The 26,705-nt window shown below is 63.5% G+C and carries 22 protein-coding genes and 1 pseudogene; 15 read left to right on the forward strand and 8 right to left on the reverse strand.

The window, feature by feature from the left end; all coding sequences use genetic code 11:
* Positions 1 to 357 precede the first annotated feature (357 nt).
* From DXK50_RS17250 to DXK50_RS17260, 3 genes are all read left to right on the forward strand, one after another.
* The gene (locus tag DXK50_RS17250) at positions 358 to 927 is read left to right on the forward strand and encodes an ATP-dependent Clp protease proteolytic subunit (RefSeq protein WP_212631178.1); all 570 of its coding nucleotides are present in this window, start codon (positions 358 to 360) and stop codon (positions 925 to 927) included.
* Positions 928 to 1,056: 129 nt separating this feature from the next.
* Positions 1,057 to 1,521 carry a PA2169 family four-helix-bundle protein gene (locus DXK50_RS17255; protein ID WP_212631179.1) on the forward strand — a complete coding sequence of 155 codons (465 nt, stop codon included), beginning with the start codon at positions 1,057 to 1,059 and terminating at the stop codon, positions 1,519 to 1,521.
* A gap of 88 nt (positions 1,522 to 1,609) precedes the next feature.
* Positions 1,610 to 2,047, forward strand: a complete 438-nt coding sequence (locus tag DXK50_RS17260) for a DUF2383 domain-containing protein (protein ID WP_212631180.1) — start codon at positions 1,610 to 1,612, stop codon at positions 2,045 to 2,047.
* A 24-nt stretch (positions 2,048 to 2,071) separates the two neighbouring features.
* On the opposite strand, the gene DXK50_RS17265 is transcribed toward DXK50_RS17260, so the two are convergent.
* On the reverse strand, positions 2,072 to 3,553 hold the full coding sequence (locus DXK50_RS17265; protein ID WP_212631181.1) for an FAD-dependent oxidoreductase: 1,482 nt from the start codon (positions 3,551 to 3,553) through the stop codon (positions 2,072 to 2,074).
* A gap of 278 nt (positions 3,554 to 3,831) precedes the next feature.
* Here DXK50_RS17265 and DXK50_RS17270 point away from each other — a divergent pair, with 278 nt between their 5' ends.
* Positions 3,832 to 4,341, forward strand: coding sequence for a ferritin-like domain-containing protein (locus DXK50_RS17270; RefSeq protein ID WP_212631182.1), 510 nt, complete (start codon positions 3,832 to 3,834; stop codon positions 4,339 to 4,341).
* A gap of 38 nt (positions 4,342 to 4,379) precedes the next feature.
* Positions 4,380 to 4,634 carry a DUF2061 domain-containing protein gene (locus DXK50_RS17275; RefSeq protein ID WP_212631320.1) on the forward strand — a complete coding sequence of 85 codons (255 nt, stop codon included), beginning with the start codon at positions 4,380 to 4,382 and terminating at the stop codon, positions 4,632 to 4,634.
* 52 nt (positions 4,635 to 4,686) lie between these two features.
* On the opposite strand, the gene DXK50_RS17280 is transcribed toward DXK50_RS17275, so the two are convergent.
* On the reverse strand, positions 4,687 to 5,406 hold the full coding sequence (locus DXK50_RS17280) for a ferritin family protein (protein ID WP_212631183.1): 720 nt from the start codon (positions 5,404 to 5,406) through the stop codon (positions 4,687 to 4,689).
* Positions 5,407 to 5,416: 10 nt separating this feature from the next.
* Positions 5,417 to 6,589, reverse strand: coding sequence for a hypothetical protein (locus DXK50_RS17285; RefSeq protein ID WP_212631184.1), 1,173 nt, complete (start codon positions 6,587 to 6,589; stop codon positions 5,417 to 5,419).
* A 234-nt stretch (positions 6,590 to 6,823) separates the two neighbouring features.
* Here DXK50_RS17285 and DXK50_RS17290 point away from each other — a divergent pair.
* Positions 6,824 to 7,788 (forward strand): annotated as a pseudogene (locus DXK50_RS17290) (bifunctional GNAT family N-acetyltransferase/nucleoside diphosphate kinase regulator).
* A gap of 195 nt (positions 7,789 to 7,983) precedes the next feature.
* On the opposite strand, the gene DXK50_RS17295 reads toward DXK50_RS17290, so the two are convergent.
* Positions 7,984 to 9,003: a GlxA family transcriptional regulator gene (locus DXK50_RS17295; protein WP_249186925.1), complete on the reverse strand. Its 1,020-nt coding sequence runs from the start codon at positions 9,001 to 9,003 to the stop codon at positions 7,984 to 7,986.
* A 329-nt stretch (positions 9,004 to 9,332) separates the two neighbouring features.
* On the opposite strand from DXK50_RS17295, the gene DXK50_RS17300 reads away from it, so the two are divergent.
* Complete coding sequence (locus DXK50_RS17300) at positions 9,333 to 9,857, forward strand: DinB family protein (RefSeq protein WP_233787610.1); 525 nt, start codon at positions 9,333 to 9,335, stop codon at positions 9,855 to 9,857.
* On the opposite strand, the gene DXK50_RS17305 is transcribed toward DXK50_RS17300, so the two are convergent.
* A complete protein-coding gene (locus DXK50_RS17305; RefSeq protein WP_161867137.1) occupies positions 9,854 to 10,756 on the reverse strand; it encodes a LysR family transcriptional regulator in 903 nt (300 codons plus the stop codon). The two genes, DXK50_RS17300 and DXK50_RS17305, sit on opposite strands and share 4 nt — an antisense overlap.
* A gap of 203 nt (positions 10,757 to 10,959) precedes the next feature.
* Between DXK50_RS17305 and DXK50_RS17310 the strand changes: the two genes are divergently transcribed.
* The 4 genes from DXK50_RS17310 to pdeM are packed head-to-tail and all read left to right on the forward strand — an operon-like array spanning position 10,960 to position 16,928.
* Complete coding sequence (locus DXK50_RS17310; RefSeq protein WP_003246911.1) at positions 10,960 to 11,967, forward strand: ligase-associated DNA damage response exonuclease; 1,008 nt, start codon at positions 10,960 to 10,962, stop codon at positions 11,965 to 11,967.
* Positions 11,964 to 13,622 carry an ATP-dependent DNA ligase gene (locus DXK50_RS17315; protein WP_212631185.1) on the forward strand — a complete coding sequence of 553 codons (1,659 nt, stop codon included), beginning with the start codon at positions 11,964 to 11,966 and terminating at the stop codon, positions 13,620 to 13,622. The genes DXK50_RS17310 and DXK50_RS17315 overlap by 4 nt, the downstream gene beginning before the upstream one ends.
* Entirely contained in the window at positions 13,622 to 16,234 is a 2,613-nt protein-coding gene (locus DXK50_RS17320; protein ID WP_212631186.1) for a ligase-associated DNA damage response DEXH box helicase, read from the forward strand. Before DXK50_RS17315 ends, DXK50_RS17320 begins: the two co-directional genes overlap by 1 nt.
* Positions 16,235 to 16,247: 13 nt before the next feature.
* The gene (gene pdeM, locus DXK50_RS17325) at positions 16,248 to 16,928 is read left to right on the forward strand and encodes a ligase-associated DNA damage response endonuclease PdeM (protein WP_212631187.1); all 681 of its coding nucleotides are present in this window, start codon (positions 16,248 to 16,250) and stop codon (positions 16,926 to 16,928) included.
* A 2-nt stretch (positions 16,929 to 16,930) separates the two neighbouring features.
* Here the strand turns inward: pdeM and DXK50_RS17330 are convergent, their stop codons facing one another.
* Together DXK50_RS17330 and DXK50_RS17335 are read right to left on the reverse strand one after the other, a co-directional pair.
* Positions 16,931 to 17,350, reverse strand: coding sequence for a DUF1810 domain-containing protein (locus DXK50_RS17330; protein WP_212631188.1), 420 nt, complete (start codon positions 17,348 to 17,350; stop codon positions 16,931 to 16,933).
* The gene (locus DXK50_RS17335; RefSeq protein ID WP_212631189.1) at positions 17,347 to 17,673 is read right to left on the reverse strand and encodes a hypothetical protein; all 327 of its coding nucleotides are present in this window, start codon (positions 17,671 to 17,673) and stop codon (positions 17,347 to 17,349) included. The genes DXK50_RS17330 and DXK50_RS17335 overlap by 4 nt, the downstream gene beginning before the upstream one ends.
* Positions 17,674 to 17,859: 186 nt before the next feature.
* On the opposite strand from DXK50_RS17335, the gene imuA reads away from it, so the two are divergent.
* The 4 genes from imuA to DXK50_RS17355 all read left to right on the forward strand — a co-directional run bounded on the left by imuA (position 17,860) and on the right by DXK50_RS17355 (position 25,122).
* Positions 17,860 to 18,477, forward strand: coding sequence for a translesion DNA synthesis-associated protein ImuA (gene imuA, locus DXK50_RS17340; protein ID WP_212631190.1), 618 nt, complete (start codon positions 17,860 to 17,862; stop codon positions 18,475 to 18,477).
* A gap of 7 nt (positions 18,478 to 18,484) precedes the next feature.
* A complete protein-coding gene (locus tag DXK50_RS17345; RefSeq protein WP_212631191.1) occupies positions 18,485 to 19,894 on the forward strand; it encodes a Y-family DNA polymerase in 1,410 nt (469 codons plus the stop codon).
* Positions 19,891 to 22,959 (forward strand): error-prone DNA polymerase, encoded by a 3,069-nt coding sequence (locus DXK50_RS17350; RefSeq protein WP_212631192.1) that lies wholly within the window; start codon positions 19,891 to 19,893, stop codon positions 22,957 to 22,959. The genes DXK50_RS17345 and DXK50_RS17350 overlap by 4 nt, the downstream gene beginning before the upstream one ends.
* A gap of 909 nt (positions 22,960 to 23,868) precedes the next feature.
* Positions 23,869 to 25,122, forward strand: coding sequence for an OprD family porin (locus tag DXK50_RS17355; RefSeq protein WP_212631193.1), 1,254 nt, complete (start codon positions 23,869 to 23,871; stop codon positions 25,120 to 25,122).
* Between the two features lie 34 nt (positions 25,123 to 25,156).
* Here the strand turns inward: DXK50_RS17355 and pdxR are convergent, their stop codons facing one another.
* Positions 25,157 to 26,656 (reverse strand): MocR-like pyridoxine biosynthesis transcription factor PdxR, encoded by a 1,500-nt coding sequence (pdxR, locus tag DXK50_RS17360; RefSeq protein ID WP_212631194.1) that lies wholly within the window; start codon positions 26,654 to 26,656, stop codon positions 25,157 to 25,159.
* Positions 26,657 to 26,705 lie beyond the last annotated feature (49 nt).

Below are 26,705 nucleotides of genomic sequence, written 5' to 3' on the forward strand. Positions count from 1 at the left end.
GGCAGGCCACGACTGTGTGACTGCCTGACGGTGTCTGAGTTCGGCCGCTCTCCTGAACGAGCCGCGATCGTCCCCCTGAAGGAAAAGAAGGAACCGCCGCAAGGAGAAGGAGGGAGACGCTGCGGCGGCCCGGGGGAAGCAGAGATGCTCGTTCGTCGTGGCGCTAGTGCGCCGGCCAGGCCGAGGTGCGAAGCCCGGCACGCCTCCCTTGAAACAAACAGAGTTGCAGCACCTCGCTTGCGTTCAAGCTTTTTTGCCTGAATTGTGCAGGGCGCCACGGATCATGACGGGCAGAAAAATTGAAACCCAGGGTTTAGTTTTCACTCACTTCAAGAGACGACATCGCAAAGGTGCTTCATGGCAGAGGAGAACATCATGAGAACTCACGTCGTGCACTTCACCGCACCGATCAATTCCTACACCTGTGGCCAGTTGATCGATAAATGCAGCCAGGCCATCCATCAGGGCGCCGATGAGCTGGTGCTGAAGATCGCCACCATGGGCGGGGAGTGCAGTTACGGCTTCTCCCTATACAACTTCCTCATCTCGCTGCCGGTACCGGTCAAGACGCACAACCTCGGCACCGTGGAATCGATGGGCAACATCATCTTCCTCGCCGGGGAAACCCGCACCGCCTGCCCGCACAGCAAGTTCCTGTTCCACCCCTTTCACTGGACGGTCAACGGCGCGGTGGACCATGCGCGCATGTCCGAATACGCGATGAGCCTGGACTACGACCTGCAGCTCTACGCCGACATCGTCGCCGAGCGCACGGCCGGCGCCGTGGCGCCCCTGGATGTGCTGCAGTGCCTGATGTCCGCCCCACGCATTCTCAACGTCGAAGAGTCGTTGGCTGCCGGCGTGATCCACCGCGAAGACTGCCTGGGCATGCCGGCCGAGTCGGTGAACTGGTGCGTGCATACCTGAGCGCCGTTCAGACGACCGCTTGGAATTTTCCCTGAACGATCAGCGAAGCCTGAGCGTCGGAATCCATGTACGCCCCGCCAGGGGACATACCACCAAGCAATGGCCGTTTAGCCGGCCCGGAGGCGACTTATGGATCTCACAGACGATCGCAAAGACCTGGTACGCACCCTCAACAAGCTGATCGAAACTTGCAAGGACGGTGAGGAGGGCTTCAAGGTCTGCGCCGAAGACGTCAAACGACCGGATATGAAGCAACTCTTCTCGCAACGCTCGCGGCAGTGTGCCGAAGCGGCTGCAGAGCTGCAGCGTACCGTCTTGGAACTGGGCGGCCAGCCCGAGGACAGCACCAGCATGGGCGCTGACCTGCACCGCCGCTGGGTCGACCTGAAATCGCTGATTACCGGCAAGGATGAAGAGGCGATCCTCAACGAAGCCGAGCGTGGCGAGGACGTGGCCAAGGAGCGCTACAGCGAAGCCCTGACTCAGAATCTGCCGCCGCAAATCCGCACCCTGGTGGAGCGCCAGTATCAGGGCGTACTGCGCAATCATGACGAGGTCAGAGCCATGCGTGACGTGGTCCGCGCCAAGAGCTGATCTCGCTATCTGCCGGGTGTCGCGCATCACCGCGCGCACCCGGCTGGTTCATTATCGTAAGTGTCAGCAAGCGTAGGAGGCGCAACGCATGCCGACCTTGGACAAGACCATCACCCAGCTCAACCACCTTCTGATGACCAGCCACGACGCCAGCCTGAGCTATGGGCGCCTTGCAGGCGGCACTGGCACGTCCGAGCAGCAGCGACTGCTCAGCGAACGAGCGCAGCAGTGCGCGCTGCTGATGGACTGCCTGCATGACCAGATTCTCACCTACGGCGGCATTCCGGCTGAGCGTCCAAGTGTGCCGGGCGTGCTTCGTCACGCGTGGAACCGCTTTATCGCTGCGCTACACAGACCCGAGCGCGGCCGGGCTCGCTTGCGCGCTGCACTGCGCACCGAAAAACAGATTCGCCACGGTTTCGAGCAACTATTGGCCGAAGAGCTGTCACCGCAGTTTCGTCAGCAGTTGCAGGAGCACAACAGCCGCAGCATCGAGTTCGAAAGACTGATCCGCGCGCGGCTCTAGGTTACTGACGAAACGAAGGACGGCTCAGCCCGGCACGGAACGTTTGGCCAGCGGCTCACAGGCAGGCCCGTGCCTTACCTTGCCGTCAGCCTCGAAGATTGAACCATGGCACGGACAGTCCCAGGTGCGATCAGCATTGTTCCAGGTCACCGGGCAGCCCATGTGCGTGCACTCCGCGTTGAGCGCATGCAGCTTACCGCTGTCATCCCGCCACACTGCCAGCTTGTCCTCGCCATGGCTGATGACGCCGCCCTGTCCGGGCGTCAGCGCCTGCACGTCATCGATCAGAGTATGGCTGTCGCTGCTCTGATTGAGATCTTCCCCCGCATCACGCTTGGGATCGAAGAGCGTACCCCAGGGCCAGTGGCCGCTAGCGATCTGCTGCGCCAAGCCGATTCCGGATGCGGTGCCATTGGTGATCCCCCAGGCGCTGAACCCGGTGGCCAGATAAAGGCCGGGCGCTTTCTGCGCATCCGGCTCGCCGACGTAGGCCATGCGGTCGGGGGTGTCGTAGTCCTCATTGCACCAGCGCCACACAGCCTCGTCGACCGGCAGGTGCTGCCGCGCCCAGCGCTCCAGTTCGACGAAACGCTGCGCCACGTCGGCGTCCTGGCCCGTATTGAAACGTGGGCCGAGCACCAGAATCAGCGGCCCGTCGTTGTCCTGCGCCATACGGATGGAGTGCGTGGGCTCGTCAGCGGCGATGAACATGCCGTCCAGGGTCTCCTCATCACTCGGACGAAAGGCGATGGCGACGTGGCAACGCGGCTGTGTCGGGCTGACATAGTCCACCGGCGTCTTGACCGGCATATGGGTCGTGATCACCAGCTTGTCGGCGCTGAGGAGGCCGCCTTCGAAACCGATCTCCCAGCGTTCATGGTGTTCGAAGTCAGTGGCGCGGGTATTTTCGAATATTCGTCCGCCCTTGGCCTGCACCGCTTGTGCAAGACCCAGCAGATAACGGGCTGGATTGAACTGTGCCTGCTGCGGAAATTCCAGCGCACTGGAGGTCGCGAACGGCAGCGGCGCCCGCTCAACGACGCGCGCATCCAGGCCCAGCGAACGAGCGGCCTCGGCTTCGCTCCTCAAGGCTTCGTCCTGTTTTTCGCTCAGCGAATAGACATAGGCCGAACGACGCTGGAAATCGCAGTCGATCGCGTATTGCTCGACCCAGTCGGCGATGCGCTGCAGAGCCTGCTTGTTGGCGTCTGCATAGGATTGCGCCGTAGCGCGGCCGGCCTTGGCGATCAGGTCGCGGTAAATCAGCGCGTGCTGCGTGGTGACCTTGGCGGTCGACAGGCCGGTCACCTGACGGCCGACCTTCCTCGCCTCGAGCACCACCACCGACTTACCGGCCTCGCGCAGCGCCAGCGCAGTGCTCAAGCCGGCAATGCCGGCGCCGACGACCGCGACCTCACATTCGCAATGACCGGAGAGACGGGGGAAGTCGCTTTCGGGCGTGGAGGCGGGCCAGCAGCAGCCAGGCTTGGCAGATAGCGCGGTCATGGGCTTTTCCTCGTTTCTGTAGGAACAGGTTCCCGTGTAGAAACCCCTTCATGCGGCGCGGTTCAACCTTTCTGCCCGTCGGTACAAGCGCTACGCCGCTCGTCAAAGGCCTTCGCAAATAACCTGAACCGGCGCGGCCGAGGGCGACTCAGCACTAGAGAGGGCCAACGCAATCGCGACCGCCCTTTACAGATACTTCGTCATCACCGTTCTGTTCTGCCTGTTACCAACAGGCGTTGGAGCAGGGCGGCCCGATCAGACCGACAGGAGAAATTCCAATGTCCACCGCCAAAGACAACCTGCTGGATTGGCTGCGCGACGCCCATGCCATGGAGCAGCAAGCAGAGAAAATGCTCACCGCTCAATCAGAGCGCCTGGAACACTACCCGGACCTGAAAGCGCGAATCGTCCAGCACATCGATGAGACCCGCGGCCAACGCGAACTGCTGGAGTCTTGCCTGCAGCGGCTGGGCAGCAGCCCGTCGTCCTTCAAGGACCTCTCCGCCAAGGTTACGGCGTTCGGCCAGGCTGTTGCCGGCATGACCGTCAGCGATGAGGTGGTCAAAGGTGCGATGAGCGGCTACGTCTTCGAGAACGTGGAAATCGCCGCCTATACGGTGCTGATCGCCGCCGCCAAAGAGGTCGGCGACGCCCAGACCCAGACTGCTTGCGAGCAAATCCTCAAACAGGAAGTGGCGATGGCGGACTGGCTGCGCGAGCACCTGCCTCAGATCACCACGGCGTTTCTCCAGCGTAGCGCCTCGCCGGATCTGGAAGCCAAGCGTTGAGCAAACCCAGCACCGGCAAGCCGGTGCTGGGGCCTTCCATGCTGAAGACCTTCACCTTCGCCATCCTGCATTTTTCCATTGCCTTCGGTATCGCCTTTGCACTGACCGGCGACCTCCTCACCGGTGGCCTGATTGCGCTGCTGGAGCCGGCGTGCAATACGGTCGCGTACTACTTCCACGAGAAATTCTGGAATCGCCTCGAAAACAAGGCAGACCAGCAGAACGACAGCGCGGGGAAGGGTAGTCATGGCCGCATACTGACCAGCTTGCGGCAATTGTTGCGCGGCGATTAAAGCCCCTTATCAGTGCCGCGCGGGGGGCCGTCGGCCCCTCCGCGCTGCTGCGCTATACCTGCCTTACGATCTCATCCCTGAGCCAGCTTCGTATCGTTTCCAGGTGCACCTGTTCCTGATTCAGCGCCTTGTAGAAGCTCTCGGCAATCTCAGGTTGGCCGCAGGTGTCGGCGAGCTCGATCAGCAGTTCCCAGCCAGCATTGTCGGTAAGCTCTGCCGTGAGCAGGGCGTTGAGCGACTGCGCCAGGTTGGTTCGCGGATCGCTGATGGTTTGTAAAACACCAATCCCGGTCACCCCCACGACATCGGCGCAGGGCGTCATCGCCGATGGGTCAGCCCCGAGCTTTTCCATGGCAGCCACCACCAGTTCGAAATGCTCGGCTTCCTCGGCGCGAAAGCGCTGCAGGGTTTGCAGCTGAGTCTTGTCGACCACCTCGATCACCGATGCCTTGGCCAATAGCGCTTCGTACAGACGCACCCCGGTGCGCTCGAAGGCCAGCCTCTCACCGAGTTTGTCGATGAGCATTTCCGGACTGACGCCGGTCAGCTTGTTCAGCGCGGCCTTCATCATGCCCTTGACCGATCCTGGCAAGGGCACCGAGCCAATGCTGTCGGCCCGCGCCACTTCCTCGCTGCGGACCGCCGCCAGCTTGCCCTCATTGCCTGGCACGTCTGGTGGCACTTCCTGGCTGGCCTTGAGCATGGCTTCACTGTCTATTGGCGACATCTGCACGCCGGTGTAGTTGAGTCCCATCTTGGTAGCGTTTTGCATGACGTGATCCTCAGGATATTTTCTTCTGGCTGAGCTCGGTACCCGGGGCCCATTGATAGCCCGCGGAAACCACCTCGGCGGGAACGCCTTCGGAGTTCAGGTGGTTGCGATAGTCGCGGCTGGCGTGGCCCTCGTGCTTCTTGTCGACGTAGTCGTGGCCCTTGGCACGCAGGTCCATTTCCTCGGCCAGGGTCTTGCGTACGAACTCGCGCTGGCTCTTGAACTCGATCAGCTTGGGTACCGAGCCGCCGAGAATTTCCGCCGGGTCGCGGCGCTCGTACTTCTTGAACAGCTCGCCGACCAGGTGCAAATGGCCTTGCTCGTAGTCGAGAAAACGTTCCCAGATCGCCTTGATCCGCGGGTTTTCTTCCTGCTCCATGCAACTGTTGTAGGCATACACCTCCATCGCCTCATGGATCAGCCACTTCTCCAGAAAGCTTTCATCAGGGTCCTGCAGCGAACCGTACTGGGTCACGTGCTGCTCCTCGACCGAGGCAATTTCCGCGTACAGCTGGCGGGCGAGGGGATCGGCGAAGGTCGGACCGATGGTCATGTAGTAATCGTGGGTCTGGTATTCGGCTGCGGTGATCATCGCTGCGTGAATCTTGGTAATCAGCGCCGCGCTTTCGCGCTGATAGGAGTCGCGCAGATCATCCTCGGGCGCGCGGTGATGCACGGTGGTCGGGCGGCTGGGAATGATGTCGGTGTAGCCTTGGAGGATGTTGTTCGCGTCCTTGCCCTCCAAGCGATCAAGCATCGCCGAATAGCGGTAAAGGTGATCGAAATCTTCCAGCAGGCCGAAGCGGTAGGTCTGCGCCTGATAGGGATCAGGTTCGGTCTGCGCCACGGCTGCGGTCACCTCGATCGCCACCTGTTCATAGGCCACCGTGGTTTCCAGCGGCGAGTGATCGGCAGACAGCAGCCAGTTGACCATCGTGGCCTGGTGCTGCTCGGTGCGCCGCACCTCGGCCAGCGCCTGGCGCAGGTGCCCGTTGAAGCGCGCGCCGATGTTCTTCAGGCGTAGGGCATCGGTTTCGATGCCGTTCATCAGAATGATACGCACGCGGGTAAAGGCATCGTCGTCCAGCTTGCTGATGGGCTTGCCGGCCATTTCGCGCCAGGTGAATTTTTGCTTTTCCAAGGGGCAGCCCTTGGTGTCGAACAGGCTAGTCAGGGTTTCCATCTGTGTTCCTCCAGATTGGTCCAAAGGCAGGAGAGCCTTTCAGACTGGAGTGGGGGTACAGAGGCGATGTTGCAGTTGGGCGATGAGCGGCAGGGGTGGCTGAATGCCTTGATTCGCCTGAGCGCCGGCTGGCTCGGAGCCGCACCCAGAGAACCGAATACCGGAAAAATACGCGGACGGTTCGGCTTTATTCGCGTTATGGCTTAAAGTAGCCGGTTTGCCGAAAGAACCGTCATGGCCATAGCCATGAAGGGCTTTCATTCTTTACAAATTGGTGTGTGGTGAAGATGAACGAGCCTTTCATTTCGCTGTGCCCTGAAATTACTCGGGCACACGCGCTGACGTTGATGGATTGGTTGGAAGATGAGCGCGTAACTTGCTATCTGAGTGACTCGCGTCATGTTGCCCGAACCATCGAACAAGCCATCGATCGGACTCAGTTGCCGATCCTGACTCATCTATTCAACCGGGGCGGCCGATTCTTCATGGCCTATGACCGGCATGATGCCCCGGTGGGCTTTGTCCGGCTGATCAAAACCGGCTCGGATTGCGAGATAGTCCTGGCCATCGGAGACAGCGAAAAGTGGGGCCAGAACCTTGGCACCCGCACGATCCTCGAAGGCATGAAACTGGCGTTTCTGGAGATGCGGGCGGAAAAGCTGATCGCCAAGATCCATCCGGACAACCTGCGTTCGCACAAAGCCTTTATGCGCAGCGGCTTCGTGCTTGAGAGCGAAACGCCGACATTGAAGACATTTGCCATGACGGCGGGGCGCTATCTGCAGTTCTTGCGCGAAGATGCCTTCAATAACGCCCCGGCGATCTACATCACCGAATTCGACAAGGCCAGACTCGAGAGCCTGATCGCGCTTGAGCAGGGCCCGGCCGTAGTCGAACTCGAACATGAGCTTGAGCGCGCCGTTGTGGTCGAGCCGCAGCAGGTGCCGGGCAATGTCGTAACGATGAACTCCAGGGCCTTGCTGCAGCTCGACGATGAAGAGATCGAAGTGGCTCTGGTTTACCCTGAAGACGCGGACGGGAGTGCCGGCAAACATTCCGTGTGTTCCGACATCGGCACCGCCATCCTTGGCTACCAGGAGGGAGACGCCATCGACTGGCGGATCTCTGACAGGACCCGCCGGATCGAGATCAGGAAAGTGCTTTACCAGCCGGAAGCCGCGGGCGATTTCCATCTGTAATTGCCCTTGGCTCAGCGCTCGTCCATCAGGCACCAATGACCGTCCGAGTCAGGGACGGTCGTTGGCATCAACTGCAGGCCTGGAAGGTGACTGATCCGAGACCTTTGAAAGCTGAACCTTGATCGAGGTGGGGCACCTGCGATAACAAGCGATTTAACATAATATACATTATGCGAATCTTTGAGCCTGGTGCCGCTATGTCCGCCCCCCGGATTTATCCCCCTTCGCCGAACGAACGTTGCCGAAGCGCATCTCCTTCGACGGCGGATATCCGTAGAACTCCGTGTAGCATTTGCTGAAATGACTCGATGAAACGAATCCACAAGCCAGGGACACATCGAGGATCGGCAAATCGGAATGCTGCAGCAGCCGTCGCCCTTCAGTCAGGCGTAGCTCCAGGTAGTAACGAACTGGCGTGGTCGTCATCTGATCCTGAAACAACCGCTCGATCTGCCGCCTGGATCGCCCGACATACTGGGCGATCTGGCTAAGGCTCAGCGGTTCTTCGATGTTGGCGCACATCAGTTGCACTACATTGCGCAGCGGCTCGCTCATTTTGTCGTGCAGCGACGGACGTGCGCGACGGTAGCGCGACTCTTCGAACGCCAGGATGTCGGTAATGCCATCGGCCAGTTCCCGGCCATGCCGCTTGCGAATCCATTCCATCACCATATGAAAGGCACCACTGGGGCTGGCGGCCGTCAGACGATTGCCATCGACCATATAACTTTCGCTGGTCACCTCACTGTTTTTGGCGACCTCAGCCAGTACGGCGCGATTCTCCGGATGGATTGCGCATTTGTGACCATCCAGCAGCCCGGCCTGGCCGAGAAACCAGGCGCCATTCCACAGCCCTGCGAGTTCTACGGACTGCTTGTTCGCGCTGTGCAGCAAGGCGCTGAGTGCTGGCGAGGCTTTCAGTGGCGTACGCAGGCCACCACAGACCACCAGCAGATCCATGTGCGCCATGTGCGACAGCTGAATCTGCGCGCCAGGACAGATCACCAGCCCCAGGTCGCTGGTTACCGACTCGCCAGTCAGACTATAAGACTCGGTAACGAAGCAGCCAGGGCTGATCAGGTTGGCCGTGACCATGGTATCGAGCGCCTGGGTATAGGCCGGCAAGGAGAAATGCTCGAGCAACAGAAAACCCACCCGGGCCTGTTTGACCGGCTGTTTCTTATCATCGACGAAACGCAGGTTCTTCCCCTGCATGGCTTCGCTGAAGCTGCGTTTTGGTAACACTGTCACGACCTTATCCGAATACGTTTTTATTGGACTTGTTATCAGAAGCGGTATGCTCAAGCCGCTTTTTGCAATGCATCATCGCGCAAGAGCACCCTCCTCTGCCGACTCCACGGCGACCATCAGAGCATCGATTCTTCCCGATTAGCTTGCGCGCGGCAAACCGCAACTGGTTCCGCGTTACGGCCCGATATCTGCCGATCAGGCCGCACGTAAACCAGTATGTGCCTACACTGTTTGGCCATATCATTGTGGCTTGCACGAAACGAACGATACCGCCTGACTTTCCGGGAGGGCTTATGATGGTCAGTACTGCCATGGGCAGCATGCTCATCGAATACAAGCGTTGGGCAGACAAGCTTTTTCTCGACAGTGTCGCTGAGCTTCCCACTCAAGAACTGACTCGCGAACACGCAGGTCCTATCAAGACCATCATCGCCGTCCTGAACCATATGTACGTGGTGGATCGAATCTGGCAAGCCCACCTCGAAGGCCGGGAGCACGGTTTCACCTCGCGTCAGGCGATGCCCTATCCAGAGCTGTCCGAATTGCGTCAAGCGCAACTGGAGATCGATAACTGGCTCGTTGACTGGTATGCCGGGCAAACCGAGGCGACGTTGGCTCGTAGCATCGACTTCTCCTTCATCTCGGGTAATCGCGGGAGCATGTCCGCCGAAGCCATGATCTTGCATCTCGTCAATCATGCGACCTACCACAGAGGCTGGCTGGTACAAATGTACTTCGAGATCCCGGCTATGCCCCCAATGACAGACCTGTGCGTTTATCTGACCGAAGCGCAGCAGGGTTCTTTGAGCAACTGCTAAGCGCTCATGTGCTCGATTATCTTGCTCCTGAGCCAGCGCTCGGCGGGATCGTTGTCGGTTACCCCACTCCAGACCATGGCCAAATCCGATGTCACGATGGGAAATGGCGGATCGTCGGCACGTAGATGGGTACCTTCGATCAAGGCTGCAGCGGCGTAATCGGGCACTGATGCCAACAACTCCGTGCCGGCCAGGATAGAGCGCAACCCACTGAACTGCGGTACCGCCAGCACGACTCTACGCGAGCGTCCCAACTTGGCCAGGTCATTATCGATATTGCCGGTGAGGTCTCCCGAGAATGACACCAACGCATGCGGCCTTGCGCAATAATCGTCGAGCGTCAGAGGCCCGGGACGGCTATCACCTCTTAGTACCTTGACCTTCAGTTCGCGCAGCTTGCGACGTTTTGCATTGGCAGGCAGCTCAGCGGTGTAACTGACGCCTACGGATATTTCTCCCGAGGCCAGCATGGGTGACATGAGCAGAAAGTTGACGCGCCGGACGACGATCACCACTTCTGGCGCTTCCTCGCGCAATTGATTGAGCAACGCAGGGAACAGTCCGAACTCTGCGTCATCGGACAGGCCGATGCGAAACGTGTCCCTGTTGGTAGCCGGGTTGAATTCGCGGGCTCGGCTGACAGCGCTGGAGATGGTGTCCATTGCCGGCTGCAGCTCTCTGAGAATCGCCAGCGCGCGTGCCGTCGGCTCGAAAGCACGCCCGTTACGCACCAGCAGCGGGTCGTCGAAGAGATCGCGTAACCGCGCCAAAGCGGCGCTGACGGCGGGCTGCCCCAGGAACAGCTTCTCTGCTGCCCGAGTCAGGTTTTTCTCGAACATCAGCGTTTCGAAGATTACCAGCAGGTTCAAATCGACACGGCGCAGATCGTTGCGATTCATGAACAGACCTCGTGGAGTGCAATCTGACAAGCATTAAAGCACCCCCTGTCTGCAGGTACTTCGTTTTGCCTGTGGCGTGTTGCAACTGAGCGTCGTTAAGGGGCCGTATGCCTCAGGGTAGCTTCGGCGCTGGCCCCGCCTGAAATCCGAACCTAATCTCCTGCCTGTCGCTCTAAGCTCTATCAATGCGCCAAGGGGATTTCATGGATCTGGTCGTTGCCCGTCCCGAAGGTCTTTACTGTCCACCCGGTGATTTCTACATCGATCCGTGGCGACCGGTGGAACGCTCGATCATCACCCATGCCCATGGCGATCACGCCCGCCGCGGCAATGGTCATTATCTGGCGGCGGCGCCCGGCGAAGGCATTCTGCGCTCGCGCCTGGGCGACGATATCCGTCTGCAGACCCTGGCCTACGGCGAACGCCTCGAGCACCACGGCGTAACCCTGAGTTTTCATCCCGCCGGGCACGTGCTCGGTTCGGCCCAGGTGCGTCTGGAATACCAGGGCGAAGTCTGGGTCGCCTCGGGGGATTACAAGGTCGAGCCGGACGGCACCTGCGCCCCCTTCGAGCCGGTGCGTTGCCATACATTCATCAGCGAATCCACCTTCGGCCTGCCGATCTACCGCTGGCCATCCCAGGCCGAGATCTTCGCCGGTATCGACGCCTGGTGGCGCGCCAATGCCGCCGCCGGCAAGGCCAGCGTGCTGTTCGCCTACGCCTTCGGCAAGGCCCAGCGCATTCTCCACGGCATCGACGCCAGCATCGGGCCGATCCTGGTGCACGGCGCCGTCGAGCCGCTGAACGAGGTGTATCGAGCCGGGGGTGTACATCTGCCGCCAACCCGTTACGCCGGTGATATCGCCAGGAACGACCCGCTGCTGCGCCAGGCGCTGATCCTCGCACCGCCCTCGGCCGGCGGCAGTACCTGGATGCGCCGCTTCGGCGACTACAGCGACGCTTTCGCCAGCGGCTGGATGCTGCTGCGCGGCACGCGTCGGCGGCGTGGCGTGGACCGCGGCTTCGCCCTCTCCGACCACGCCGACTGGCCCGGCTTGCTGTGGGCCATCGAGCAGACCGGCGCCGAACGGGTGATGGTCACCCACGGCCAGGTCAACGTGCTGGTGCGTCATCTGCGCGAGCAAGGCCTCGATGCCCGCGCCTTCCAGACCGAATACGGCGATGAAGACGATGTGGAGCCGAGCCCATGAAAGCCTTCGCCGAACTCTACGCGCGGCTGGACGCCACCACCTCGAGCAACGCCAAGCTGCAGGCGATGCAGGAGTATTTCGCCGAAGCGCCGCCAGCGGATGCGGCCTGGGCGGTGTACTTTCTGGCCGGCGGCCGCCCACGTCAGGTCGTGCCGACGCGGGTGCTGCGCGAGCTGGCCACCCGGCTTGCCGGCCTGTCCGACTGGCTGTTCGAGGAGAGCTACCAGGCCGTCGGCGATCTGGCGGAAACCATCGCCCTGCTCCTGCCCGAATCGCAGCACGCCTCCGAACAGGGGTTGGCCTGGTGGCTGGAAGAACAACTGCTGCCCCTGCGCGGCCTGCCGCCCGCGGAGCTGGCCGAGCGTCTGCCACCTTTATGGGCGCAGCTGGATCGGCAAAGCCTGATGGTCAGCCTCAAGCTGCTCACCGGCGCCTTTCGCGTCGGCGTCTCCAAGCTGCTGGTGACCCGTGCCCTGGCCGGCCTGGCGCAGATCGACGCCAAGCGTGTGGCGCAGCGGCTGGTGGGGTACACCGATCTGTCGCATCGGCCGACCGCGCAGCGCTACCTGGCACTGATCGCCGCCGAATCGGAGGACGAACACGCCCAGCGCGGCGGCCAGCCCTACCCCTTCTTCCTCGCCCATCCGCTGCAGCAGCCTTTGGAGCAGTTCGACGCTCAGTTGGGGCCGGCCAGCGACTGGCTGGTGGAATGGAAGTGGGACGGCATTCGCGCCCAGCTGGTCAAGCGCGACGGGCGCCTGTGGCTGTGGTCCCGCGGCGAGGAGCTGATCACCGAGCGTTTCCCGGAGCTGCACGAACTGGCCGAGGCGCTGCCGGACGGCAGCGTGCTCGATGGCGAGCTGGTGGCCTGGAAGGAGCCCGCCACAGGCAGCGGCGCGGTGTTCGGCATTCAGCCCTTCGCCCTGCTGCAACAGCGCATCGGCCGCAAGACCCTGAGCAAGAAACTGCTGGAAGAGGTACCCGCCGCGCTGCTGGCCTACGACCTGCTGGAATGGCGTGGCGAAGACTGGCGTTCGCGCCCCCAGGACGAGCGCCGCGCCCGCCTGGAACTGCTGGTGGCGGAGGTCGGCGATGCCCGTCTGCAGCTCTCGCCGCAACTCACCGGCCGCGACTGGCAGGACTTTGCCCGCCAGCGCGAAGCCTCCCGTGAGCTGGGCGTAGAAGGCATGATGCTCAAGCGCCGCGACTCCCTGTACGGGGTCGGCCGCACCCGCGATCTGGGCCTGTGGTGGAAATGGAAGATCGACCCGTTCAGCGTCGACGCGGTGCTGATCTATGCCCAGCGCGGCCACGGTCGCCGGGCCAGCCTGTACAGCGACTACACCTTCGCCGTGTGGGACGACTCCACGCCTGGCGAGCGCGTGCTGGTGCCCTTCGCCAAGGCCTACTCCGGCCTTACCGACGACGAGATGCGCAAGGTCGATGCGATCATCCGCAAGACCACCGTGGAGAAATTCGGCCCGGTGCGCAGCGTCACCCCGACCCTGGTGTTCGAGCTGGGTTTCGAGGGCATCGCCCTGTCCAAGCGGCACAAGAGCGGCGTCGCCGTACGCTTTCCGCGCATGCTGCGCTGGCGTACCGACAAGCGGGTGGAGGACGCCGACACCCTGGCCACGCTGCAAGGGCTGCTCTGATGGATCAACCCGTTCGTCGCCGCAGCCTGTCCGGCGCCTGGTTCGCCCAGCGCGGCTGGAAGCCCTTCGCCTTTCAGAAGGAAGTCTGGCAGGCGGTCAAGGCAGGCGAGTCCGGCCTGTTGCACGCCTCCACCGGAGCCGGCAAGACCTACGCCCTGTGGTTCGCGGCCCTGGAGCGTTTCGCCACGCCCTCTCCTGCCGAGACCACCAGCCCTCGCTCGCGTAAAAAACCGGTCATGGCGCCGCTGACGGTGCTGTGGATCACCCCGATGCGCGCGCTCGCCGCCGACACCGCGCGCGCCCTGCAGGCGCCGCTGGATGACCTGCAGATTCCCTGGGACGTCGGCCTGCGCACCGGCGATACCAGTAGTGCCGAACGCGCCCGGCAGAGCCGCAAGCTGCCGAGTACGCTGATCACCACACCGGAAAGCCTGACCCTGCTACTGACCCGCGCCGATGCCCGCGAGGCCTTCGCCCACCTGCGCATGGTGGTGATCGACGAGTGGCACGAGCTGCTCGGCAACAAGCGCGGCGTGCAACTGCAACTGGCCCTCGCACGCCTGCGCCTGTGGCATCCGTCGCTGCTGGTATGGGCGCTGTCCGCCACCCTCGGCAATCTCGAACATGCCCACGAGGTGCTGATGCCCGCCGGGCGCCTGGTGCAGGGCAAGCTGGCCAAGGATCTGCGCATCGACAGCCTGCTGCCGGCCGGCCTGGAGCGCTTTCCCTGGGCCGGGCACCTGGGACTGCGCATGCTGCCGCAGGTGGTCGAGGAGCTGGAGGCCAGCAGCACCGCACTGGTGTTCACCAACACCCGCTCGCAGGCGGAGAGCTGGTACCAGGCCCTGCTCGAGGCGCGTCCGGACTGGGCCGGCCTGCTCGCCCTGCACCACGGCTCGCTGTCGCAGGAGGTGCGCGACTGGGTCGAACAGGCGCTCAAGGAAGGCCGACTGAAAGCCGTGGTCTGCACCTCGAGCCTGGACCTCGGGGTGGATTTCCTGCCGGTGGAACGCGTGCTGCAGATCGGCTCGCCCAAGGGCGTGGCCCGTCTCATGCAGCGCGCCGGCCGCTCCGGCCATGCCCCGGGGCGCCCGTCCCGCGCCACGCTGGTGCCCACCCATAGCCTGGAAGTGCTGGAAGCGGCCGCCGCGCAAAGCGCCGTGGCCGAGCGCAAGGTCGAGGCGCGGCTATCGCCGGACAAACCACTCGACGTGCTGGTCCAGCACCTGGTGAGCATGGCCCTGGGCGGCGGTTTCCACGCCGATGCCATGCTGGCCGAGGTGCGCAGCGCCTGGGCCTACCGCAGCCTCAGCGATGAGGAGTGGCAGTGGGCATTGGCCTTCATCCGCCACGGCGGCCATTCGCTGACCGCCTACCCCGATTACCGCCGCGCCGAGCCGGACGCCAGCGGCCTGTGGCAGGTGCCCGATGCGCGCCTGGCGCGGCGTCATCGGATGAGCATCGGCACCATCGTCAGCGACGCCAGCCTGGCGGTGAAATACTGGAGCCAGGGCGGCGGCGGAGGCTCTCTGGGCAGCGTCGAGGAAGGTTTCATCGCCCGTCTGCGCCCCGGCGATACCTTCCTCTTCGCCGGTCGCCCGCTGGAACTGGTGCGGGTGGAAAACATGACCGTCTACGTGCGCCGCGCCACCAGCCGCAAGGCCGCGATCCCGCGCTGGAACGGCGGACGCATGCCGCTCTCCAGCGAACTGGCGGACGCCGTGCTGGCCAAGCTCGACGCCGCTACCCAGGAAGAATACGTCGGCCCGGAGATGCAGCTGCTGCGCCCATTGCTCGACGTGCAGCAGGCCTGGTCCGCCCTGCCCGGCGCCGCCACCCTGCTGGCTGAGGTGCTCAAGTCCCGCGAAGGCTGGCATCTGTTCCTCTACCCTTTCGCCGGTCGTTCGGTGCATCTGGGGCTGGCCAGCCTGCTGGCCTGGCGCCTGGCCCGCGAACAGCCGCTGAGTGTTTCCATTGCGGTCAACGACTATGGCCTGGAGCTGCTGTGCCCCAGCGAGGTGGATTTTGCCGCACGGCTCACGCCCGCGCTGTTCAGCACGGACGACTTGCTCTCCGACGTGCTCGCCAGCCTCAACGCCGGGGAGCTTGCGCGCCGGCGCTTTCGCGAGATCGCCCGCATCGCCGGCCTGGTGTTCAGCGGCTACCCCGGCGCGCCGAAGAGCACCCGTCAGCTGCAGGCCTCCAGTGCACTGTTCTTCGACGTGTTCAGCCAGTACGACCCGGGCAACCTGTTGCTCGGCCAGGCCCAGGAAGAAGTGCTGCGCCAGGAGCTGGACGTGCAGCGTCTGCAGCACACCTTGCAGCGCCTGCAATCGCGTCGGCTGGATATCCGCACGGTCAAGCGCGCCACGCCGTTCGCCTTCCCCCTGCTGGTGGAACGCTTTCGCGAAAGCCTGAGTTCGGAGAAACTCGCTGACCGTATCCGGCGCATGGTGGCCGATCTGGAGCAGGCCGCCGGCCCGGGTGGTTATCAGGACCCGGCATTCGCCATTGACGACGAGCGCCCGGCTCCACGCAAGGGCCGCTCCCCGCGTCAGGGCAAGGACGGCCTGCCACGGCCACCGGCGCAGCGCCCGAAAAAACGCCGCTGACTAGAGAGGTTTCATGAGCGAGCACCACCCCGGCCATCTGATCGTGTCGCTGGCCGGCGCCGAACTCTGGCTACTGGCGGACAAGGCCATCTGGTGGCCGCAGCAGCAGGCGCTGCTGATCGCCGATATCCACATCGGCAAGGCTGCGGCCTATCGCGCTCTGGGCCAGCCGGTGCCACAGGGCACTACCGCCGCCAACCTGCAGCGGCTGGACGCCCTGTTGCAGCGTTTCGATTGTCGCCAGCTGATCTTTCTCGGTGATTTTCTCCATGCACCCGGCTCACGCACGCCGGCCACCCTGGCGGCGCTGGCGGAATGGCGAGAGCGTCACGCCACGCTGGCCATGACCCTGGTACGCGGCAACCACGACAAACGTGCAGGCGACCCGCCTGAAGACTTGCGCATCGCAGTGGTGGAAGAACCGCTATTGCTCGGCCCCTTCGCCCTGCAGCACGAACCTCGCGCGCATGCCAGCCACCATGTGCTGGCCGGCCACCTGCATCCGGCCTACCCGTTGCGCGGCAGGGGGCGGCAGCGTCTGCGCCTGCCCTGCTTCGTCCTGGGTAACGAGGTCAGCCTGTTGCCAGCCTTCGGCAGCTTCACCGGCAGCATGACCTTCCGCGCAGAGCCCGATCAGCGCATCGTGGTGGTCGGCGACGGCGGTATCTGGCCCGTCCAGCACAGCGTGCCCTGAGCCTACAGACGCTGCAAGGTCGCAGCATCCTGCTCGCCGTCGTAGAACGCCTGCAGCACCTCGGCAAACAGCGGCTGCGTCGGCGCAGCTGCATGGAACAGGGTCATGCTCGAGCGCAACTTGAGATCGTCCGGCGAGCCCATGATCTGCCGCACCGGACGCCCACGATGAGACAGCAGCGCCCGCGCACAATCTTCCAGGCGCGGGCCCAGCAGCGGGTGCGCCAGGTAGGCCCGCGCCTCGTCGAGGCCGGAGATGCCGTAGTGCTCGGCCATTTCACTGCGGCCCAGGCCGCGCAACTGTGGGAACACGTACCAGATCCAGTGACTGCGCTTGGCCCCGGCACACAGCTCATCGAGGGCCCGCGCATAATCGCGCTGCTGCGCCTCGACGAACCGCGTCAGGTCGAACGGATCGCTCATCGCGCTGACCGTTCGTGCCCCATCGGCGTGGTGTCGGGCAGTGCGCTCTGCGTGGCAAAGTCCGGGCTGTGCACCTCGGAATCCAGCGGCATGTGCGCGTAACGGGCCTTTTCGGCACCTGGTCCGATTGGGTCGGCCAGCCCCGAACGCTTGAGTTCGTGATGCCCGCCAAGGCCGCGAGCCAGCAACCATCCGCCCAGCGCGGCGCCCGCCACGCCCAGCAATCCGCCGCGCCGTAAACCGGCGCCCAGCAGCGCCAGACCGCTGCCGAGCGACACATAGCGCTGCCAGTCGTGGAGGTCGTTATCGTTGTGTTCGTTCATGGCAATTCTTCCTGAAGGTGACCTATCAGCTGACAGGTGCGCCCCTCCGATGTTCTGTCATATTGGACGACCGCTTATCGCATCGTGCTCGACCATGAACGGCGACGGACTGCCCTGCTCAGACCCTTGACCGCTACGACGGCTGACACAATACTGTATTCATATACAGTATTTTGGTCATTACCCATGTCATCCGTGGTCGCGCTCGACCGGCTGATCGACGCCCGCCGTGTATGGCGAGGCCAGGCCGTTTCATCGCCATCGAGCACCAGTTTCTCAACCGGACATCGCTTTCTCGACGCCGCACTGCCCGGTGGCGGCTGGCCTACGGCTGCGCTCAGCGAAATTCTCACGACGGTACCAGGCATCGGCGAACTGAGCCTGCTGTGGCCAACCCTTGCCAGGCTGACGGCCGCCAGCGAGCGGGTCGTGCTGGTCGCCCCGCCGCACCTGCCCTACCCGCAGGCCTGGATTCAGGCCGGTATCGATCTGCGCCAGCTGAGCATCATCCAGGCCGACGGCCGCGATGCCTTGTGGGCGGCCGAGCAATGCCTGCGCTCGGGCAGTTGTGGCGCGGTGCTGAGCTGGTTGCGCCAGGCCGATGATCGTGCGCTGAGGCGCCTGCAGGTGGCCGCCGCGACCGGGCAAACCCTGGCATTCGCCTATCGGCCGCAGGCAGAAGCTGCCAACCCGTCACCGGCAGCGCTGCGCCTGGTGCTCGAAAGCCAGCCGTCACAAGTAAGGGTGATCAAGTGTCGTGGTGGTTTGCCGCCTGCGCGGCCGCTCGCCTTTGCCTGGCATTGAGCCTGCCATGCTCTGGGCTTGCATCCTGCTGCCGCAACTGGCCATGGACGGCGTGCAGCGTCACCGTGCCAATCCCGACGAGCCGCTGGCGCTGCTCACTGGCTCGCCACAACGGCGCATCGTGCAGGCCGTCAACCCGGCGGCCCGGGCCCTGGGGCTGAAACCCGGCCAGTCACTGACGGCGGCGCATGCACTGACGCGCGGCTTTGCCAGCGCAGAATACGACCTCGTGGCCATCGAGCGCTGGCAGCAGTTTCTGGCCGCCTGGGCCTATGGTTTCAGCGCCCAGGTCAGCCTGCATTACCCGCGCTGCCTGCTGCTGGAAGTGCAATCGAGCCTGGGGCTGTTCGGCCCCTGGCCGCGCTTCGAAGCACGTTTGCGCGCCGAGCTGTCGGCGCTAGCCTTCCAGCACCGCATTGCCGTCGCGCCGAACCCGGCCGCTGCGCGGGTGCTGGTCAATATCGGTGATGGCCTGATGGCAGGCGATGGGCAGACGCTCAGGCAGATGCTCGAACCCTTGCCCGTGGATCGGCTCGGGCTTGACACTACGGTAACCACAGCCTGCAACCGCATGGGCCTCAGGCAGTTGCGCCAGTTATTGGCTTTGCCGCGTGACCGCCTGGCCAGGCGGTTTCCTGCCGATGTGCTGCGCCATCTCGATACCCTGCTGGGCCAGCGCCCGCTGGCGCTGGATTTCTATACGCCCGCGGACGTGTTCGATGCCCGTATCGAGCTGAATTTCGAGGTCGAATCCCATCAGGCGCTGCTGTTCCCGCTGCGTCGGCTGACGGCCGATCTGGCCGCCTACCTGGCCGGGCGTGACAATGGCGTGCAGCGTTTCGTCCTGCGCCTGGAACACCGCGTGGGTGTCGATACGCAGATACAGGTGGGCCTGCTCAGCGCAGAGCGTGATCCCGGCATGCTGTTCGAGCTGACGCGCGGACGCCTGGAGCATCAGCAGCTACCGGCACCGGTGCTGGCCGTGCGCTTGGTGGCGCGGGAACTGCCGGCCTTCGCGCCGCAGCATCAGCAGTTGTTCGACGAGCGACCACAACAGAACCAGCCCTGGGAGCAACTACGCGAGCGATTGCGTGCGCGCCTCGGTGATGACGCCCTGCATGGCCTCGGTGCCAGAGCCGATCACCGCCCCGAGTGTGCCTGGATGAACGAATCGACCAGCTCCGTGCTGCCACCCAGCGGCCCTCGGCCCGGCTGGCTGCTGAAAGAACCGCAGCCGCTGCACGAGGCCTCGCTACGCATTCTCGCAGGCCCCGAACGCATCGAGTCCGGCTGGTGGGATGGCGAAGATGTACGCCGCGACTATTACGTGGTGCAGACCCGTACCGGCCAGCGCGGCTGGGCGTATCGCCCGGTCGGCAGTGAGGGCCCATTGCTGCTGCACGGGTGGTTCGCATGAGCGATTACGCCGAGCTCCATTGCCTGTCGAATTTCACTTTCCAGCGCGGCGCATCCAGCGCCCAGGAGTTGTTCGAGCGTGCGGCTCGGCTGGGTTACCACGCCCTGGCGATCACCGATGAATGCACCCTGGCCGGCATCGTGCGCGCGTGGGAGGCCTCTAAAAAAACCGGGGTAAAGCTGATCGTGGGCAGCGAAGTGCAGATCGAGAAAGGCCCGAAGCTGGTGCTGCTGGCCGAGAACCTGGTGGGCTATCAGGCGCTATGCGGCCTGATCACCCGGGCGCGACGCAGGGCGGCAAAGGGCACCTATCGGCTGTTGCACGAGGATTTCGTGGTACCGCTCGATGGCCTTTTGGCCATATGGCTCAGCGAAGGCGAGGCCACCGCCCTGCCATGGCTTCGCTCGGTTTTTCCCGAGCGACTGTGGCTGGGTGTCGAACTGCATCGCGGCGCGGATGATAGCGCGCGTCTGCAGCGCTTGCTCGAAATGGCCGCCGTCCATGACTTGCCGGCGGTGGTCTGTGGCGATGTACACATGCATGCCCGTGGCCGCCGCGCCCTGCAGGATTGCATGACTGCCATCCGTCATCATCTTCCCGTGGCCGAGGCCGGCGCCCATCTGTTCGCCAATGGCGAACGGCATCTGCGCCGACTTGAGGAGCTGGGCGAGCTGTATCCGCCCGAGCTGCTCATGCAGACGCTGTGCATCGCCGAACGCTGCCACTTCGATCTCGACGAGCTGGAGTATCACTACCCACATGAGCTGGTGCCGGCAGGTCATGACCCCACCTCCTGGCTGCGCGTTCTGGTGGAGCGTGGCGCTGCCGAGCGCTGGCGTGAGGGCGTGCCGGCCGCCGCCCGCACACAGATCGAGCATGAACTGGCGCTGATCGCCGAGCTGAAATACGAGAGCTACTTTCTGACCGTGCATGACATCGTCCGCTTCGCCCGCGAGCAGCACATCCTCTGCCAGGGCCGGGGTTCGGCGGCCAACTCGAGCGTCTGCTTCGCGCTCGGCATCACCGAGCTGGACCCCACCGAGAGCCGCCTGTTGTTCGAGCGTTTTCTCTCCCGCGAGCGCAACGAGCCACCGGATATCGACGTCGATTTCGAGCATGAGCGCCGTGAAGAGGTCATCCAGTACGTATTTCGCCGCTACGGGCGAACGCGTGCGGCGCTCACGGCCGTGGTCAACACCTACCACGGCGCCGGGGCAATACGCGATGTCGCCAAGGCCCTGGGTTTGCCGCCGGATCAGGTTAATGCGCTGGCTGATTGCTGTGGCCGCTGGAGTAGCGGCCCGCCAACGCCGGAACGCCTGCAGGAAGCGGGCTTCGATCCGCAGAATCTGCTGCTCAGGCGCGTGCTGATCCTGACCGGCGAGCTGATCGGCTTCCCCCGGCACCTGTCGCAGCATCCAGGCGGTTTCGTCATTTCCGAGCACGCGCTCGACACCTTGGTGCCGGTGGAGAACGCGACCATGGCTGAGCGCACCGTGATCCAGTGGGACAAGGACGATCTCGACAGGGTCGGCCTGCTCAAGGTCGACGTGCTGGCCCTGGGCATGCTTAGCGCACTGCGCCGCTGTTTCGGCCTGATCGAGCGCTACCGCGGCACGCAGTGGACGCTGGCGACCCTGCCCAAGGAAGACCCGGCCACCTACGCCATGATCAGCCGCGCAGATACCATCGGCGCGTTCCAGATCGAGTCTCGCGCGCAGATGGCGATGCTGCCGCGCCTGCGCCCGAAAACCTTTTACGACCTGGTGATCCAGGTGGCCATCGTCCGTCCGGGGCCGATCCAGGGCGACATGGTGCATCCCTACCTGCGTCGGCGAAACGGCGAAGAAGCCATCGATTACCCCTCCGATGAACTCAGGCCGGTCTTCGAGCGCACCCTCGGCGTGCCGCTGTTTCAGGAGCAAGTGATGGAACTGGCCATCGTCGCCGCCGAGTACACCCCAGGCGAAGCGGATGAGCTGCGCCGCAGCATGGCCGCCTGGAAACGCCATGGCGGCCTCGAACCGCATCGGCAGCGGCTCACCTCGCGCATGCTGGAAAAAGGCTACTCGCAGGCATTCACCGAACGAATCTTTCGCCAGATCGAGGGCTTCGGCAGCTACGGCTTTCCCGAGTCGCATGCTGCCAGCTTCGCCCTGCTCGCCTACGCCAGTTGCTGGCTGAAGTGTCACGAGCCCGCGGCCTACGCCTGCGCTCTGGTCAACAGCTGGCCGATGGGTTTCTACAGCCCTGATCAGGTGCTGCAGGACGCGCGGCGGCATGACGTCGAGGTGCGTCCCGTGGACGTACGCTACAGCGACTGGGATTGCAGCCTGGAGCCCGATGAACATGGCGAGCCGGCCATCCGCCTGGGCCTGAGGATGATTCGTGGCATGCGCGAAGACGACGCGCGCCGTATCGAACAGGCGCGCCAGTCAGGTGCATTCCGTGATGTCGAGGACCTCAGCGTGCGTGCACGCCTGGATGCTTCGGCGCGCGAGCGACTGGCCGATGCCGGCGCACTCAGCGGCCTGGTTGGCCACCGCTATCAGGCGCGCTGGGCGGTGGCTGGCGTCGAGGAACAGTTGCCGCTATTCGCCGGTGTATCTGCGCCGAATGAAGCCGCTCCGGGCCTGCCTGCTCCATCGCAGGGGGAAGATCTGCTGACCGACTATGCGACGCTCGGCACTACCCTCGGCCCGCATCCACTGGCCCTGCTGCGCCAGGCGCTACGGGCGCGGCGCTGCCGAAGCTCACGTGAACTGCAGGCAGTCGAGCACGGCCGACCTATCAGCGTTGCCGGCCTGGTGATCGGCAGGCAAAGGCCGCAAACCGCCAGCGGCGTCATATTCGTCACGCTCGAAGATGAGTTCGGCATGGTCAATGTGGTCGTCTGGCATGACCTGGCCGAGCGCCAGCGGCGAGTCCTGGTGCAGTCGCAGATGCTGCGCATCGACGGCCATCTGGAAACCCAGGATGGCGTGCGCCATGTGATCGCCGGGCGCCTGACGGATATGACAGCGATGCTGACCGGGCTGGACATACGCAGCCGCGACTTTCATTGAGTCTCTCGCCTGATCCGGGTTTCGCTACACGAAACTTGATTCGCTTTGCTCACCCTGCGGGCCAGCCTGCGGCTGTTACTTCGCTTCGCTGCGTTTCCCCGCTCCGGGGGGCGGCTTACATGTGCCATCCCTGGCCCTCTAAGCCTTTAGCCGTATCCATGCCGCTCATCCCCCTAGGCAACACCTCCACTCGGCCTCCTGAAGAAGGGGACCAGGCCGCGAGCAGCAGCGTTTGGCTTTTGCTCTTGAAACGGGATCTCACAGACGACGCCCAAGTCCCCTTCAGGAGGCCGAGTGGAATCGCCGTGGAAGGGGTTGAGCGACATGGATGTCGCGAGAGCCGTGATGGGCCAGGGATGGCCCTTCACGGCGTGCCCCTGGAGCGGTGATGGAGCGAGGGAACCCCGGCGCAGGCGGGGCCGAATGGTGGGGTGCCCTTCTCTTTGGTTACTTTCTCTTGGGCAAGCAAGAGAAAGTGACTCGCCCGTAAGGGGCGAAACCCATCAGATCAGACGACACGCTAACGGAGAGTGCCAAGTCATCGACAGCTAACACAAACTTGCCAGTCCGGTGTCAACCCGCACTTTCCCCAAAATATGCGAAGAACCAAAAAAAAGGCCGCACTGGATCACCAGGCGGCCACAAGTCGTCTTAACCAAAGGAGATGAAGTGGAGCCAGGGCGACGGCGTCCGGGAGTGATGCAACAACCGCTGCCCGAGGAATCTTCATCGGGGCCAAGCCTATCGCCGATCGAGCGCAACGGTGCATCGAAGTCGTTGATAGTGATCATCGATCAGCTTGACTAGTGCCTCGGCCGGCGGGGTGATAACTCTAAGCGCGCCCTCTGGGCCGGGCCTTACCTCGCTGTGAGGCGCGTTTAGAACAGCACACCGACACCGGGAGCATCCATGTACAAGAAGCACTGTCTCGCGCTGGCTTGCAGCCTCGCGCTGGGCGGGCAGTTGGCGCATGCCAGCAGCCAGTCCGAAGCCAAGGGATTCATCGAGGACGCCAACCTCGATCTGTTGCTGCGCAACGCCTACTTCAACCGCGATTACAAGGACAACACCAACGACGCCAAAAGCTGGGGGCAGGGCTTCATCGCCACCTTCGAATCCGGCTTTACCCAGGGTACCGTCGGGTTCGGTGTCGATACCTTCGGCCTGCTCGGGATCAAGCTCGACAGCGGCCGTGGCCGCAACTATCGCGCGTTCTTCGACACCGACAGTGAAGGTCGCCCGGTGGACGACCTGTCCCAGGCTGGGGGCGCGGTGAAGCTGCGCGTTTCCAACACCGTGATCAAGTACGGCAACCAGTTCCCTTCCCTGCCCGTCCTGGCCCATGACGACAGCCGCCTGCTGCCGCAGTCGTTCACCGGTACGCTGGTGACCAGCAACGAGATCGAGGGGCTGGAACTGAATGCCGGTCGCTTCACCGCCGACAGCCCGATGGGCGACCCGGCTCGCGACCCCAACCGTCTCAAGAGCATCGACGTGCTCGGCGGCAGCTACGCCGTCAGCGATGACCTGAGCCTGGCGGTCTATCACGCCGATCTCGAGGACATGTACAAGCGCTACTACGCCAACGTCAATTACAACCTGGCACTGGCTGCCGACCAGGCGCTGAACTTCGACTTCAACCTCTACCGCACCAAGTACGACACCGGCTCGGTGGCTGCCCTGGATCTCGGTGGCGATGGCCAGGGTGATCGCAACACCATCTGGAGTCTGGCCGCCAAGTACAGCATCGGCGCCCATGCCTTCATCGTCGCCCACCAGCGCAACACCGGCGATGCCGGCTTCGCCTATGACTACGGCGATGGTGGTGCCAGCATCTACCTGGCCAACTCCTACTACTCGGACTTCAACCTGAAGGACGAGCGCTCCTGGCAGGCCAGCTACGAGCTGGATTTCGCCGAGTACGGCGTGCCGGGCCTGCGTTACAAGTTCGCCTACGTACGCGGCGACAACATCGATACCGGCAGCGACAACAACGGTACCGAGCGCGAGATCTTCAACCAGATCGGTTACACCATCCAGAGTGGCGCTGCCAAGGACCTGCACCTGCGCCTGCGCAACTCGATCTACCGCTCCAGCACCGACGTAGGGCCGGATCTCAACGAGATTCGGGCATTCGTCGAATACCCGCTGAGCATCCTCTGATGGTCGCTGCCCCGGCCTGGCCGGGGCAGTTCTCTCAGTTGCGCAAGGCCCGAGCGACAGCCTGGGCCGCTTCTTCGATTGCCCGCTCCTCGTAGGGTGCGAAGCCCATCACCAGACCTGGCGCTCGCAGATTGACGCAGTAACTCGCCAGCGGCAGCACATCGATGCCGGCTGCCTGCAAACGGGTGAAGGCGTCCTGCTCGTTCTCGACCTGCAAGCGACAGGCGATATCCATACCTGCGCGAATCTCCGGCACCTCGATCAGCCCCCGCCAATGCCTGTGCGCCGCTTCGGCGAAGGCAACGGCACGCGCTGCGTAGATCTTGCGCATGCGCCGCACATGGCGGTCGAAATGCCCTTCATGGATGAAGTCGGCCAGCACGGCCTGAGCCAGACTGTTGGCATGCCGCGACATCAGCGCTGCAGCGTGGGTGAAACGCTCGGTCAAGTGCTCGGGTACTACCAGATAGGCCAGGCGAATCGAAGGAAACAGCAGTTTACTGAAGGTTCCGGCGAGGATGACCGAGTGCTCGGCGCCAGGCATCGAACGCAGTGCCGGTATGGGCTTGGCGATAAAGCGGTATTCGCTGTCGTAGTCGTCCTCGAAAATATAACTGTCCTGTTCCGTTGCCCAGCGCAGCAAGGCCAGACGCCGTGCTGGCGAGAGCTCGCCACCGAGCGGCGCCTGACGCGACGGCGTGACATAAGCCAGTCGAGCGCCCGGCGCCAAACGCATGCCCTCCTCGACCTTGAGACCGGAGCGGTCCACCGGCACATCCACACGGTTCACACCGGAAATCTCCATCAGTTGCCGTGCACCAGGGTAGCCGGGATCCTCCATCCACACCTGCGAGTCGCCAGGTGCCAGCAATCGCAGGCAGATATCCAGGCCCTGCTGCACGCTGCCAATCACCAGGATACGCTCCGGCGACACCTGCACCCCACGCGCGATGGCAAGGTAGCCGGCGATGGCTTCGCGCAGCGCGGGCAGACCTGCCGGGTCACCGTCCAGCAACATCGACAGACGCGAACTGCGCAGCTGCTGCGTATGCAGCTTGCGCCAGAGGTCGATGGGAAAGGCGCTGATATCACCGCGATGCGGAAAGAACGGGCGCTGACCGGTGGGCAAGGTGCGACGGGAAAAGATCGGCTCGATCTCAGCCAGTTTGTTCAGCCATGGCGTTTGCGGGGCAACGCGCACTTCCTCACTGCGGGCGACCACTTTACGCCGTACGTACCCGGCATTCATCGTCGGATCCGGTAGCACCTCGCTGACACGCGTACCGCTGCCGGTCCGCGCTTGCAGATAACCTTCGGAAAGCAGTTGCTGGTAAGCCGTCTGCACGGTTCCGCGCGCAAGGCCGTAGTGCTCGGCCATGGCGCGGGTGCTGGGCAGTTTGCTGCCAGCCGGCAGGCGCCCTCCCAAAATGGCCCCGCGCAATGATTCATACAACCAGCTCTGCAGGCTGACCCCGACTTCCGGTGCTCCCAGCGGCAGAAACACCACTTGTGGTGCGGCTTTCTCGAGTGGCATGTCAGCTCCAAAGTGGACCATTTATTTGCACCAATAATGGATCAATACC

It is taken from the genome of Pseudomonas sp. KB-10 (assembly GCF_018221585.1).
Lineage (GTDB): Bacteria > Pseudomonadota > Gammaproteobacteria > Pseudomonadales > Pseudomonadaceae > Aquipseudomonas > Aquipseudomonas yangonensis.

Bases quoted from the DNA above. Each gene is read 5' to 3' on its own strand.
- DXK50_RS17350 (WP_212631192.1), top strand. From the start codon at position 19,891: ATGAGCGATTACGCCGAGCTCCATTGCCTGTCGAATTTCACTTTCCAG.
- DXK50_RS17315 (WP_212631185.1), top strand. From the start codon at position 11,964: ATGAAAGCCTTCGCCGAACTCTACGCGCGGCTGGACGCCACCACCTCG.
- DXK50_RS17310 (WP_003246911.1), top strand. From the start codon at position 10,960: ATGGATCTGGTCGTTGCCCGTCCCGAAGGTCTTTACTGTCCACCCGGT.
- DXK50_RS17280 (WP_212631183.1), bottom strand. From the start codon at position 5,406: ATGCAAAACGCTACCAAGATGGGACTCAACTACACCGGCGTGCAGATG.
- DXK50_RS17265 (WP_212631181.1), bottom strand. From the start codon at position 3,553: ATGACCGCGCTATCTGCCAAGCCTGGCTGCTGCTGGCCCGCCTCCACG.
- DXK50_RS17330 (WP_212631188.1), bottom strand. From the start codon at position 17,350: ATGAGCGATCCGTTCGACCTGACGCGGTTCGTCGAGGCGCAGCAGCGC.
- DXK50_RS17345 (WP_212631191.1), top strand. From the start codon at position 18,485: ATGCTCTGGGCTTGCATCCTGCTGCCGCAACTGGCCATGGACGGCGTG.
- DXK50_RS17305 (WP_161867137.1), bottom strand. From the start codon at position 10,756: ATGAATCGCAACGATCTGCGCCGTGTCGATTTGAACCTGCTGGTAATC.
- pdxR (WP_212631194.1), bottom strand. From the start codon at position 26,656: ATGCCACTCGAGAAAGCCGCACCACAAGTGGTGTTTCTGCCGCTGGGA.
- DXK50_RS17250 (WP_212631178.1), top strand. From the start codon at position 358: ATGGCAGAGGAGAACATCATGAGAACTCACGTCGTGCACTTCACCGCA.
- DXK50_RS17355 (WP_212631193.1), top strand. From the start codon at position 23,869: ATGTACAAGAAGCACTGTCTCGCGCTGGCTTGCAGCCTCGCGCTGGGC.
- DXK50_RS17335 (WP_212631189.1), bottom strand. From the start codon at position 17,673: ATGAACGAACACAACGATAACGACCTCCACGACTGGCAGCGCTATGTG.
- DXK50_RS17320 (WP_212631186.1), top strand. From the start codon at position 13,622: ATGGATCAACCCGTTCGTCGCCGCAGCCTGTCCGGCGCCTGGTTCGCC.
- DXK50_RS17260 (WP_212631180.1), top strand. From the start codon at position 1,610: ATGCCGACCTTGGACAAGACCATCACCCAGCTCAACCACCTTCTGATG.
- DXK50_RS17255 (WP_212631179.1), top strand. From the start codon at position 1,057: ATGGATCTCACAGACGATCGCAAAGACCTGGTACGCACCCTCAACAAG.
- DXK50_RS17285 (WP_212631184.1), bottom strand. From the start codon at position 6,589: ATGGAAACCCTGACTAGCCTGTTCGACACCAAGGGCTGCCCCTTGGAA.
- DXK50_RS17300 (WP_233787610.1), top strand. From the start codon at position 9,333: ATGATGGTCAGTACTGCCATGGGCAGCATGCTCATCGAATACAAGCGT.
- DXK50_RS17295 (WP_249186925.1), bottom strand. From the start codon at position 9,003: ATGCAGGGGAAGAACCTGCGTTTCGTCGATGATAAGAAACAGCCGGTC.
- pdeM (WP_212631187.1), top strand. From the start codon at position 16,248: ATGAGCGAGCACCACCCCGGCCATCTGATCGTGTCGCTGGCCGGCGCC.
- DXK50_RS17275 (WP_212631320.1), top strand. From the start codon at position 4,380: ATGCTGAAGACCTTCACCTTCGCCATCCTGCATTTTTCCATTGCCTTC.
- imuA (WP_212631190.1), top strand. From the start codon at position 17,860: ATGTCATCCGTGGTCGCGCTCGACCGGCTGATCGACGCCCGCCGTGTA.
- DXK50_RS17270 (WP_212631182.1), top strand. From the start codon at position 3,832: ATGTCCACCGCCAAAGACAACCTGCTGGATTGGCTGCGCGACGCCCAT.